The sequence below is a fragment of the Nostoc sp. genome (assembly GCF_035638895.1).
Taxonomy (GTDB): Bacteria; Cyanobacteriota; Cyanobacteriia; order Cyanobacteriales; family Nostocaceae; genus Nostoc.
In genome coordinates, this window is the sequence record NZ_DASQZC010000257.1 from 1 (window position 1) to 12,410 (window position 12,410).

Here is a 12,410-nt window from a genome sequence, read left to right on the forward strand (position 1 = left end):
TTTAAAAGCTGCTGCCAAGCTCCTACCGAAGCCATTATGGACTCAAATTGCCGAGATGGTGAAGTTGCAGGACTTTCCAGTTGAAAATCAGCTTGTAGAAAAGACGATGGCTACGCCCGCCGCAGGTATCGCTATTGACCCACCAGTTGAAAATCAGCAACCAACGGAACTGGTAATTGAGAAATTGCTAAAAGCTTCAAGTTGGGAAGAACTTGGGGTGAGTCAAGCCGAGCTTGATGGAATTTGGCCTCTACTCTCAGAAAACCAGCGATCGCACCTTCGGGAACTCCAGAGGGAATCTCAGCAACAATTATCACTCCAGCAATTAGCACAGCAGGCGATCGCGCTTAAAATTGAGATCAAAGAAGTAGGTTTTGGCGAACATTTCCGAAGTTATGTTTTAAAAGCTGTCAGAGGGGGAATAGCGATCGCCCGTAAATGTTGGGGTGATAAGCAAGAGTGTGAAATTTCTTTAAATCAACTATTATTAGCCACAGGTTAGTTGAAACTCCTCGCGCCTTTAGTCCGAGGGGCGTTTAAATCTGTGTGTGAGTGGAATGCGGAACAACCAACCTATGAAACTCGTATAGCGATAACGAATGCTGTGTTTCGAGACATTGCAGGTGGTAACGCCGCCGTCCGCCATGCCCAAAGTCATCTCACAAAACCCACGCTCACGGATGACCCCCGCCAAAAAAATGAAATGCGTTTCAGCGATCGCTGACCAAAGAGCCTCGCCAACATGCTCCAAGGTGCAATTGCTCCCATCGGGAGGTTATGCTATCGCTAACGCCAAAAAAATTACTCCTTAAGTTATCGGTTCAAATTTTTCCCGTCGACGGGAAAGTGCTTTAATAAAACGGCAAAAAGCTGTTATCAGTTTTTAACAGGATATTGACATTGAATAACTTGTTAATTTAAAATAATAACAAGTTACAAAGTTGTCACCTATGTCTAAACTTGTACAAGAAAAGGTGAATGAGCTATTTGAAGCGGCAAAAGATTTGCAAAGCCTTGAAGAAATTAAGCCATACTGTGAGCAATTTAATGAGTGGATAAACCAGAATACCAACTACAGTGTCGATAGTTTAGGCACTGTGTTGAGTCGCGCTGGCTTCTATAAGAAATTCAAGTCGCTGCCATTAGAGCAAGGAAAAAACGCTGAATCAGTACCTAAACACGATGCCCAAGGCAATGTCACAGGAAACCAGCTAAAGCACTATGTTGTATTACTCTGTGGTCTGAATGATCAAGAGTGGAAACAAAGAAACGAAACTACGCGAGTAAGCGATCGCTTAACGAATGCTGACGAAGGTGGCAATAAAGGCATTGAGATCGATCCAGATGCCTATCTAGAAGTTACAGAGAAACTGCTAGCCAGCGACGATCCTCACGAGTTGGCTGTGGGCTTGATAGCTGCTACGGGCCGCCGTCCTCATGAGATTTTAGCCAGAGGAAAGTTTACCGCAGTAGATGGCGAATCCTACCAAGCCATGTTTGAAGGGCAGGGCAAGAAGCGTGGGGAGAAGCCAGTTTTCAGAATTTCTACTTTGTTCGCCGCTTCGTACATTATTGAGCGATTGGCTTACTTGCGGAAGGATGCCAATCTTAAGGAATTACTCAAAGAAGCTTCTGAGGAGTTTCCCCGTGATGTAGCAGCACAAAATAAGGCGATTGAAGATAAACGTGGCAATTCACTGCGTCGGGTAGTCCAAAAGTATTTCGGTGGCAAGGACAGTAATGAACCTGTTTTAAACTTCCGTTACGGGCAAGATCACAATGACTGTAAAGCACTAAGGGCAGCTTGTGCAAGTCTCGTAACCGAGCGAGATTGTAAGGGTTCACTAGGGGCGAAAATGTACTTCGCAGCTTGCTTTCTCGGTCATATTACCCCAGGCGATAAACTCAGTGATAGCGATTTAAAACACATCGCTACTACGCTTGGTTACTCAGATTATTACGTTACAAAACCTGTAGGCTTCCCTGGCGATCTGCCAAGAGAAAAACTTGCCAATGTTCGGGTTAAGTCTTCAGACTTAGAAGTTATTCGCTACCTGCAAGGGCAATTAGAAGCACCTAACCATCAGTCAGTAGTTAGCGCCTTAATTGAGTCGTATAACAAAGGTTTGGATACTGCCACGCTACCAGAGTCAGCACAGCAAGAATTAGCCCAATCAGAAGCACAAGTTAAACAGCTACAGGAAACCAATAACCAGTTAGAAGCACAAGTTAAACAGCTACAGGAAGCTAATAATCAGTTAGAAGCACAAGTTAGACAGCTACAAGAAACCAATAACCAGTTAGAAGCCGCGAATAACCAACTACAACAGGAGAAAGATGCAATCGAAACCAGCGCACCACAACCCCAAACAGTTACCCTCAATGTCACAGAGTTAGATTATTGGCTGGAAAAGAAAGTTATTGAGATGGTAAGTAAGTTAACTATTGGAGGAGCAATAGCACCTGCTACCATTGCCACACCAGCCAAAGTAACACCACCAAAGGAAGAGATTGACTGGCAAGCCAAGACCGATGCTGAGGTATGGGGGAGCAAAACGCCTGGGGCAGCTGTAGAAAAAATCCGCAGGTCTTATCTGGCTATCTGTCTTTACAACGATACTGTGGCAACTGGAGATGGCGATCGCTTGGCAGTGACTAACCAAGCTTTGAGGGATTTATCCGGCTGTAACGGTTTGATGATAAGAGATTGGATTGAAAAGCACAAGGATGAAATAATCAGCCATAACGCCAAGTACGGGATGGAGAACAAAAAAGATCCCAGTAATCCTGCTAGCTATGCCAACAAGGGCAAGGACACAAATAAAATTCTGTTACTGATAAATGAAGAATTCCTTAGTGGTGAAGGCTTTAAAGCAGGGAGAAACTAAACGCCTTTTGGGGCTGTATCCTCTGTTCTATAGGGTTCTGGGATGACCTCGTTAGCATTAACTACTCTCTCACTTAGTGCAATTCCTATTGCGGCGTTAATTTGGGGCTGAATGCTTTACTGTAGAGGTTTTTGGGAAGATGTCGTTTAACAGGCGCACAGTAAAGGTTATTCCCGTATTACATTGCTGAAAAGACTTCTCTAAAAAAGTTGTTTTTTGGCGATGCCTGCGGTGTTCTTGTTGCCATCGCCGAGAGATAATCTCTACCAGCTTATACAAAGCGCCCCGGCTAGCAAGAAGCACAGGTATCGCTGACAATAATCTGCTTTTACTACCCTTGTTACAACCGCCTACATCCCCCTTTGGCTTGATTATACAAGGGCAATTAATTAACTTTTGTGAGGATCTACAGAGTTTTGCATAAAGCTTGTATTTTTTTAGCAGAGTAATCGGTATAAGTTAGATTGAGTGTCATTATTTTGGCTCTCCCAGAGTGGTTATGATAAATTAATAATAAAAACAGGCTAGAGCTATTGATATAGAAAGCTTATAGCAATATAAAATAAAAGATTTAATAAAAAATACGCTTGATTTGTTTGAATCCCTCGATATGTAATACTTCAAGCTTGTATTAAGTATTAATTTAACATAGCTAGTCTAGGAGAGCCATTATTTCAAACATAAATTAGACCAAAATAGGTGTAATTAAGGCGTTGCTAAATTTCGAGATGAAAATGATTTGCATGATTTCAAAGCCTTTGTAGGGGCTAGCAATTGCTAGTCTCTGCACCCAGATTCATACATTTAATAAGAAACACCAAAAGTCGATTTAGGGAGGTAAAAATTATGACAAATATAACTGGAACCAAGGGAAACGATACGCTAGTAGGTAGTTACGAGGCGGACACAATTAAGGGTCTTGCAGGCAACGATACCATTACAGGGAACAACGGCGACAACACCTTGGCTGGTGGTGGTGGCAAAGATGTATTTGTTTATGTTTACGATGACTACAACAACATGACGGATACTATCACAGATTTCGGTGGTGTGGGTAAAGGAACAAACCGGACTTCCGCAGTAATTGCCGAAGTGGACACCCTAAAATTCGAGTCCAATGACAACTTATTCTCTGCTCGAAATCTGCTCCTTACCCAAAACGGCAGGAATCTGGAAATCACTTTTGAACTATCTGTTGAGGATCTGAATCCATATCTTAATGAACCGCCTCTTACCAAAGTCATCTTGCAAAACTTCAAATCAGAAAACTTGCAGAACCTGAAAGCTTCTGGAGCAAGACCAGCTGTTGGCAATATCCTGTTTAGTGGACAAACGATTATCACCGACAGCTTTCATGTCTTTGATGCCAAATCTACAGATACTAGCCTAAGCATCAAGAATACGGTGACCTTCCTTAATGACCTTGATAACAACATTACGGGTTTAAATGATTCAGATGATGTAATTAATGGTCAGGGCGGTAATGACAAAATTGACGGCAAAAGTGGCAACGACTTGCTGCGAGGTGGCGCAGGGAATGATACTCTCATTGGTGGTATGGGCAAAGACACGCTCGTTGGCGGTGCTGGGGATAACTCTCTCTTTGGGAGTGCTGGGGATGACACTTTAAATGTTTATAAATCACAAGGTGATAACTTACTCTCTGGTGGCGATGGAAATGATTATCTCTTTGCCTATGGTAATAGCGACACCCCTCTCCCTATCGGAGTTTCACTTAGCGATTTTATCTCTGGTAATAACACCCTCAACGGTGGCGCTGGTAAGGATACTTTGAATGCTAGTTTTTCAAAAGGCAATAACACCCTCAACGGTGATGTTGGTGATGATACATTGAATGCTAATTATGCAACAAGTAATAATCTGCTCTCTGGTGGCGATGGAAATGATTATCTCTCCGTTTCTGGCTACGATGATATTGGAAATGGAGGTGTTGACACATATTATGCTTCTGGCAGTAATTCCCTCAACGGTGATGCTGGTAATGATACATTGAATGCTGGTTTTACAGTAGGCAATAACACTCTCAATGGTGGTACTGGTGATGATTACTTGGATGTTAGAAATGCAGAAGGCAATAATCTGCTCTTTGGAGGGGATGGAAATGACTTTTTCACTGCAAGGACTCCATATACTTCCCTTGATTCTTTAGTGACTCAAACATTAGATGGAGGTATTGGTGATGATTTGCTGTCCTTCGATTATGACCTTGACCGTTATATTACCACAGGAATCACTTCAAGATTCAATGCCACTACTAACACTGGCTCAATTACAAAAGGTATGGTTCTATTCAGTTATAACAATATCGAACGATTAAATATTTCAGGTACAAGGTACGATGACTTGATTGTGGGTAGCAATGGCAACGACACCCTCTCTAGTGGTAGTGGCAATAATACGCTCTCCGGTGGCAAAGGTAATGATACCCTCTATGGAGGAGGAGATCCTGATGCTACTAACACCTTTGCTTTCAATAGTTTCAATGAAGGTGTTGATAGTATTGATTACTTCAACACGACTAATGATCTGATTCAGGTATCGGCTGCTGGCTTTGGTGGCGGATTATCATCAGGTTCACTTCATCCGAATCAGTTTTCTATCGGAACATCTGCCACCACTAGCACTCAGCGATTTATCTACAACACCTCTACAGGTGGACTGTTCTTTGACCTTGATGGCAGTGCGTCTGGGTTTACTCAGGTAAAATTTGCACAATTATCTGCTGGATTGTCAGTAAGTAACAACAATTTTATGGTTGTTTAATAGGAATTAATTCTTAAACGACATTCCGGTAAAAGCTTGTACTGTAAGGTATTTAACCTCAATTAATACCCTATCTGAAGGCGATCGCCTGCTGCCTCATGCCCCTTGCCCTCTCCCCAGGATGAGGAATAAGCCGCGTGAGTATGGCGAATTAGCTAAATAGCCAAGCTAGAAAGTTAAAGCAGCTATAGGCGATTGTGGTGAGTGTGGTGAGTGCGATCGCTTGCCGCCAACTCTTAGAGACGCTCCGCGTAGCAATATCCACGAAGTGGTACGGCATCGCTCTTTGCCCGTCTCCAATACCCGATACCCAATCACCTAAAAATATATTGGAGGTTTTGGTCTGGTAGTCATAGTCTGGTAGTCACGATGGTTAATATCTACTTATATAGAGGTCGTGACTACGGTATCAAACTCTGATACAAAACGCGGATATTTTTAGTGGTAACTACCATGTGGCGTATAAAACGTAGCAATGTTAAGACAGTACAGCGATTGCCCGTAGCCACAAGAGATTTAAAGTGGGGTTTTGGGGCTTTGGTAGTCAGGTCTGGTAGTCACGAGGATTTTGGTAGTCACGAGGATTAATATCTATTTATATAGAGGTCGTGACTACGGTATCAAACTCTGATACAAAATACGACTGTTTTCAGTGGTGACTACCACATTTGTATAAAACTTGGCATTGATAAAACAGTATAGGGATGAAGAGACGCGGCGAATACTTTTTTGGGAGCGCGGCGGGCCCTTAATTGATGAGGTGATTTTGTTCGCGGTCAGAAATTGCAATTTCAAAAGTTACGCTAATTTTTCTGATATTAAAACTGGAGTTGGTAGGCGATCGCCCCGTGGTCGATTACCAAGTCCTTAGCGTAAGTTTCTGAATGGATGCTCATTTCACTCGTATATCTCTAAATCAATAAAAAACTTTGTTTTTTAGTAGTATGTATACTTATAAAAGTTCGATAAGACTACCGTGAGAAATTTACCAAGCTGGTTTTTGCCAAGTGTAATTGGATTATTAATAGGAGGTACAGCAGTAGGAACTGTTATTATTCAAGTCATCCCTAAAGACAATAATAAAAATCCTACCCCTTTATCAACCCCAAGTGTTAAATATAAGGACGCTATCATTAGCGTGAGAGATTCCAAAACAGGTTTATCTTTGGAAGATGTAAATTTAGAAATTGTTACAGACCAGGGAAATGTTCTTGGAAAAACTAATAGATTTGGTTCCTATAAATTTCAATTACCGGCACAAAAATTAGGGGTAGCTTATATTACCTTCAGTCGCTCAGGTTATAAAACAGTGAAAAATTTACAAGTAGGCTTTTTACTTAATAATACACCAACAATAATTCACTTAGAGCAAGATTAACAAAACGAACCAAAGCAAAGTAAAAGCGGAGTAGAGGCGACGTGAAGATTCAGCAAGATGCCCCGACTAAAATGATTTCTCTAATTCTCCTTTGTTTATTGGTATAAAAGACTAAACCACCATAAGCATCATTTGGATATACTAAATTCTTTTCACTATCAATTTTTGATAATAATGTAGAGTATGCTTTTTGAGCCGTACTTATACGATCGCGGGAGACGCGGTACGCCACCAGTCAAGCCCAGCATTCCAACCAATAACCGCCCTGACGATCTGGTGCGATCGCCATAGCCAAACTCCGCTAGCGACGGTCATAGAAGTTATGCCTTAAAATTTTTAAATAAGCATAACTGTTACAAGTGCCATGACTGATACTATCGGCACGCCTAATGGCGATAGCTTCGCCAACATTTACGATGAACGCATTAACCAAATCATAGAGAAGCTTCAGCAATTAAAGGAAATCAGACAGCAGTTAGTCAATGAACCAATGTCTGAGTCTGGGGCATGGATTCATCAATATGAGGTGCGTAAGCAGTATAAAAAAGGTGGTGAAATTTATTGGTATGTCTACGCAAAATGGCAAGCTAACGAGCCAATTTTCAAGAGGAACCCAAAAGCTAGGCTAAAAGGGATTGTTCAGCGCGGTAAGAACCCAGAATACACCTGTCACCAACACATAGGCAGGGTAGGCAGTAGCACAGGACTAGGAACAGATCCTCTTGTCACGGAAGCCTATCAAGAGTGGGAAAATCGCAAGCAATTGGATGCGATCGATAAAGCCTTGGAAGAGATAGAAAACGCGCTCATCGGAGTTATGCCAGAAAACAATGAGAAGGCATAATTATTTAAGATGATCAACGCCACCATAGCCACATCAACAATACGCAATAATCACGCTGACAAATTGGTGCGATCGCCCATGCCCAATGCCCAATGCCCAATGCCATAAAAATAGATTGGGGGTTTAGGGGTTTTGGTAGTCATAGTTTGGTAGTCACGATGTTTAATATCTATATATATAGAGGGCGTGACTACGGTATCAGAACTTGATACAAAATGTGGCTATTTTCAGTGGTGACTACCAAGTATTGTATAAAAGTCAGCATAGCCAAGCTAGTACAGCCGCCCAGCAAATAAATATATTGGAGGTTTTGGTCTGGTAGTCATGGTTTGGTAGTCACGATCATTAATATCTATTTATATAGAGGGCGTGACTACGCTATCAGAATTTGATACAAAATGAGGTATTTATCAGTGGTGGCTACCGTTTTTGTGTAGGAAATTACAGAGTATTTGCCAGTGGTGACTACGGCGGTAGGGAAGATTGGGGCGATCACACCACGAGGATTTTTGCGGCAAGAATAGGGAATTGGGGAATTGGGGATTGGTAGGGTAGCGTAGCTTGCCGCCGTAGGCATCGCTAATCTGGGGAATTTTGACGGAGTAGGAGGCGCGGCTACAAAAGTTATGCCAAAAGGAAATAATAAAGCATAACTAACGCATCTTCCGCACCCAGTACTGTCACAATCGGTTATTACTCAGGTTGATTCATCAATAGAGAATCAAATAACACATTAAATGAGCAAAAAACATATATTAAAAAATAAAAGTAGCATTAAGTCTATTCTCAATAAGAAGCAATAAAAAAATAAAGTAATTTGAGAGTGAGTTAATAAGAAAATACTAGAGTTTTTATCTAGTTATTAATTCGAGCTTATATAAATTAGAAAATCAGCATAATAATTTAGGACTAATAATAAAATTAGATAGTCCATATCAACATACTTGCATATTCAGAATCTCAAAAAAATTAAGTTATACAAGTGTAGTAAAGGCAGCAATTTTCTGGTAATAGTGTGAGAATAAAATTTCGCTCTGGAGTTAAATTATAAATATTTTTCTCCTGCTTTAACATCACAAGATTAATTGATTGAAAGCATTGAAATATCCACCTTAATGTGGGGTTATTTATTGATTTACCCAACTGATTTTTAACAGTTGGTTCTGAGGCTAGCAAAGCTGCCCTAATTTGTCGTTGAGCAAGTGTGTAGACTAGTAAGCATAATCCCATAATCATTGCCAAAGCCTCTATTCTTTCTGGGCTTTTAAGGAAAATACTATCTGCGAAATCAGGGATAAATATGTTGTCAAGTAAATTTTGGCGAAGTTTCCGCAATGAGGAATTGCTCGTGTTGATGGGGTGTTAGTAAAGTTTCCGCAGTGGGTAATTGCTTGTGTTGAGTGCGTTTTGATTGATTAGAACGAGTAGAGAGAGTTGGTTAATTGGCAGAGAAAGTAATTATAGTGGTTTGAAATTTGCATCTGTAAACTTTTGTAAAAATTTTGAGTTTTCACGAAAAATTTGGGTTTGGGGCTGATGTCATCGTAGTAACCTCATTTAACAACTCTCTGCTGATTATGGCAATTATTAACGGTAGTAATTTTAATGACAACAATACCATTAACGGTACCCCATCTATCTTTCGCCCTGCCCTAAATGGGGGTGCTGACAGCGATATCTTGAACGGCAATGGCGGCAACAATATCCTGAATGGCAATGACAACAGTGATATTCTCAATGGGGGTGATGACAATGATGTCCTTAATGGGGGTGCTGGTAGCGATATCCTGAACGGCAATAGAGGTATCGATATCCTTGATGGGGGTGCTGGTAGCGATATTCTTAATGGGGGTTCTGGTAGGGATACCCTCATTGGGGGTGCTGATGGCGGCGATGATACCTTCGTTTTTAGTGAGGGTGACGACAGAATTGATGGTGGAGACGGCTTTGATACCGTAATCTATAGAGGTACATCTCAAAGGATTACCTTGTCAGGTGTTGGAACCGTTAGAAAAGATGGGGGATTGGGGCTAGACACGCTCTTGGGAGTAGAAAACATTATTGCTAATGCGGGTGTTGCCAACAACACCATAGATGCATCTCAATCTGTGGCTGGGGTATCTATCACTGTTAACTTGGAAACCCGAAGTTTAGTTGCCAATAACGTTCCTGTTTTGGAAACATTGCCATTTACAGTAGTCGACTTTGATGATGTCATTGGCACAAATGCAAATGACAGTATTTTTGGCGACGAACAAAATAACCAATTATCGGGTGGAAATGGCAACGATACCATTAAAGGTGGTAATGGGACTGATCGCCTCACTGGAGGAGCAGGTAACGATATTTTTGATTTTGGCTTAGTTCTTGAGAGTCAACCTGGTGCATCAAGCGATGTTATCACTGACTTTATCGGAAACGGAAACAATGCATTGCTAGGTGACCGAATCGATTTATCTACTATTGATGCCAACCCTTTTTCTGAAGGGAACCAAGCCTTCACTTTCATTGGTACTGCCGTATTCTCCGCAGTTGGTCAAGTTAGGTATGTAGCAGGTATTCTTGCAGCTAACACCGATTCCAGTTTGGGCGCTGACTTTGAAATTCAGCTTACAGGAGCGCCAACATTATTTGTGGCAGCAGGAAATACCACAAGCGACATTATTCTTTAACTAAGGAATGCGGATTAAATAAAGTGCAAAACTAGTGACAGGGTATAGTAGATTGAATTTGTGGGTTTGGTGTGTGGATTATTGTGATGAGAATCTATTCTCCAATGATAGAAAAGCAGATGCAATCTTACTATGAATCGCTATCAGAGAAAGACCGTCGGCGATATGCAGCAATTGAAGCAAAAAAGCTGGGTTACGGGGGTATGCGATATATCAGTAAATTGTTTAGATGTAACTACAGAACAATTAGTAAAGGGATTGCAGACCTGGAACAGCAGAGTTTAATCAGTAGCCCAAGAATTCGTCGCCAAGGTGCAGGAAGAAAAAAAGCGCTCGAGACAATATCCGGTATCAACGAAGCATTCGTGGCGGTAATAGAAAGCCACACCGCAGGCTCTCCAATGGACGAGGGCACACAAACGGCGATTGCATCCCAAATCTTTTATGCTAAAGCTGATTACATTTTATCACTAAAAGGAAATCATCCTACACTTCACGGGCAAGTGAAAGATTGGTTTGAGCAACACTTATCTCAAGGGTTTGAAAGTATTATCCATAGTTATCAGCAACGGGTAGATAAAGGTCATCATCGTACTGAAAAAAGACAAGTGTGGTGTGTTCCTATTTCTCAATTGCCAACTTTACATAACCAAGATGATTGGGTTGGACTTAAATGTGTTGTTATGGTAATGCGGGTACCATGTCTTTGGAATAAAACCACCCGTGAAGTTCAATTTTATTTAACTAGTTTGGACTGTGATGCTTGCAAACTGGGGCAAGCCATTCGTCTACATTGGGGTGTTGAAAACGGTCTACATTGGACAATGGACGTTACTTTCCATGAAGACGCTTGTCGCGTCCGTACTGGTCATCCTCCACAAAATTTAGCATTGCTGCGACGAATTGCTCTTAATGCTTTAAACCTAGAGCCATCTTTTAAACGTACTAATCACCAAAAATCGAATCGAGCCGCTATGGATAATAACTATATGCTGACTATTCTTGCTGCTTGTTTATCCCAACATAATGATACCTTTAAACCCGCTTGTCAATAGCGTTTGAGATGCGCTCACCCTGCCCAATACCCCACACTCCCAAATAACACCCCGCATTACCTCGCGTAACATGGGGTTTGTTTTTGATGTTGGGTGCGATCGCTCCTTCGGAAAAGCTGTTAGAAATTGCCTAACCAGTAACAGCTAGATTCACTTTGGATACCAAGCCGGGAAACTTGGAAGCGATCGCTTCTTGCCTCATGCCCAATGCTTTCATTCCAGGATGAGAAATAAGCCGCGTGAATGTGGTGAATAGAAATAGCCAAGCTAGGGATTCAAGGGCAGGGTAGGGAATGAGATCGCTTGCCCTCTCCAACACTCGATGCCCAATCACTTAAAAATATATTGGAGATTTTGGGGTTTTGGTAGTCATAGTTTGGTAGTCACGATCTTTAATATCTATATATATAGAAAGCGTGACTACGGTATCAACATCTGATACAAAATGTGGCTATTTTCAGTGGTGGCTACCAAGTGTGTATAAAAGCCATTACTACCAAACTAGTACAGTGATGCCGCACTACTTCGTAAATCTTGCTACGCAGAGCGTCTCTAAGAGTTGGTGGTGCGATCGTACCACGGGGGAAATGGGGAGTTAGTTAGGAGTTAGCGATCGCCTATGCATACGGACACCGCTTCGCGGTTATCCGTATCTGAGTAACTAATAAATCAGCCATACTTAGGAGTTTGGAACTGCAAGTGATCGCGGACATGTAGGCAATTGTGGCATGGGTAAGGAGTGTGATCGCGCCAATTCCTCCCTCCGAAGCGGATACATCTTACCTGCAC

At 41.7% G+C, this 12,410-nt stretch carries 12 protein-coding genes and 1 pseudogene; 9 read left to right on the plus strand and 4 right to left on the minus strand.

The window, feature by feature from the left end; genetic code table 11:
- From VE944_RS12465 to VE944_RS12480, 4 genes are all read left to right on the plus strand, one after another.
- The coding region (locus VE944_RS12465; protein WP_324977384.1) for a hypothetical protein at positions 1 to 502 on the plus strand (502 nt) is incomplete at its 5' end.
- On the plus strand, positions 503 to 724 hold the full coding sequence (locus VE944_RS12470; RefSeq protein ID WP_324977386.1) for a hypothetical protein: 222 nt from the start codon (positions 503 to 505) through the stop codon (positions 722 to 724). It abuts the gene before it with no gap.
- 226 nt (positions 725 to 950) lie between these two features.
- On the plus strand, positions 951 to 2,888 hold the full coding sequence (locus VE944_RS12475) for a protelomerase family protein (protein WP_324977389.1): 1,938 nt from the start codon (positions 951 to 953) through the stop codon (positions 2,886 to 2,888).
- Positions 2,889 to 3,734: 846 nt separating this feature from the next.
- Positions 3,735 to 5,672, plus strand: a complete 1,938-nt coding sequence (locus tag VE944_RS12480) for a calcium-binding protein (RefSeq protein WP_324977392.1) — start codon at positions 3,735 to 3,737, stop codon at positions 5,670 to 5,672.
- 151 nt (positions 5,673 to 5,823) lie between these two features.
- On the opposite strand, the gene VE944_RS12485 is transcribed toward VE944_RS12480, so the two are convergent.
- Positions 5,824 to 5,952 carry a hypothetical protein gene (locus VE944_RS12485; RefSeq protein ID WP_324977394.1) on the minus strand — a complete coding sequence of 43 codons (129 nt, stop codon included), beginning with the start codon at positions 5,950 to 5,952 and terminating at the stop codon, positions 5,824 to 5,826.
- Positions 5,953 to 6,125: 173 nt separating this feature from the next.
- On the opposite strand from VE944_RS12485, the gene VE944_RS12490 reads away from it, so the two are divergent.
- From VE944_RS12490 to VE944_RS12500, 3 genes are all read left to right on the plus strand, one after another.
- Positions 6,126 to 6,260 carry a hypothetical protein gene (locus VE944_RS12490; RefSeq protein ID WP_324977396.1) on the plus strand — a complete coding sequence of 45 codons (135 nt, stop codon included), beginning with the start codon at positions 6,126 to 6,128 and terminating at the stop codon, positions 6,258 to 6,260.
- Between the two features lie 388 nt (positions 6,261 to 6,648).
- A complete protein-coding gene (locus VE944_RS12495) occupies positions 6,649 to 7,050 on the plus strand; it encodes a hypothetical protein (RefSeq protein WP_324977397.1) in 402 nt (133 codons plus the stop codon).
- A gap of 364 nt (positions 7,051 to 7,414) precedes the next feature.
- Positions 7,415 to 7,894, plus strand: a complete 480-nt coding sequence (locus VE944_RS12500; RefSeq protein WP_324977401.1) for a hypothetical protein — start codon at positions 7,415 to 7,417, stop codon at positions 7,892 to 7,894.
- Between the two features lie 373 nt (positions 7,895 to 8,267).
- Here the strand turns inward: VE944_RS12500 and VE944_RS12505 are convergent, their stop codons facing one another.
- Positions 8,268 to 8,471 carry a hypothetical protein gene (locus VE944_RS12505; RefSeq protein ID WP_324977404.1) on the minus strand — a complete coding sequence of 68 codons (204 nt, stop codon included), beginning with the start codon at positions 8,469 to 8,471 and terminating at the stop codon, positions 8,268 to 8,270.
- A gap of 392 nt (positions 8,472 to 8,863) precedes the next feature.
- Positions 8,864 to 9,181, minus strand: a pseudogene (locus VE944_RS34305) (IS1634 family transposase); the annotation flags it as partial.
- A 215-nt stretch (positions 9,182 to 9,396) separates the two neighbouring features.
- On the opposite strand from VE944_RS34305, the gene VE944_RS12515 reads away from it, so the two are divergent.
- Together VE944_RS12515 and VE944_RS12520 are read left to right on the plus strand one after the other, a co-directional pair.
- Positions 9,397 to 10,566: a calcium-binding protein gene (locus VE944_RS12515; protein WP_324977407.1), complete on the plus strand. Its 1,170-nt coding sequence runs from the start codon at positions 9,397 to 9,399 to the stop codon at positions 10,564 to 10,566.
- Between the two features lie 86 nt (positions 10,567 to 10,652).
- The gene (locus VE944_RS12520) at positions 10,653 to 11,621 is read left to right on the plus strand and encodes an ISAs1 family transposase (RefSeq protein WP_324977410.1); all 969 of its coding nucleotides are present in this window, start codon (positions 10,653 to 10,655) and stop codon (positions 11,619 to 11,621) included.
- A gap of 130 nt (positions 11,622 to 11,751) precedes the next feature.
- On the opposite strand, the gene VE944_RS12525 is transcribed toward VE944_RS12520, so the two are convergent.
- On the minus strand, positions 11,752 to 11,955 hold the full coding sequence (locus VE944_RS12525; protein ID WP_324977412.1) for a hypothetical protein: 204 nt from the start codon (positions 11,953 to 11,955) through the stop codon (positions 11,752 to 11,754).
- Positions 11,956 to 12,410 lie beyond the last annotated feature (455 nt).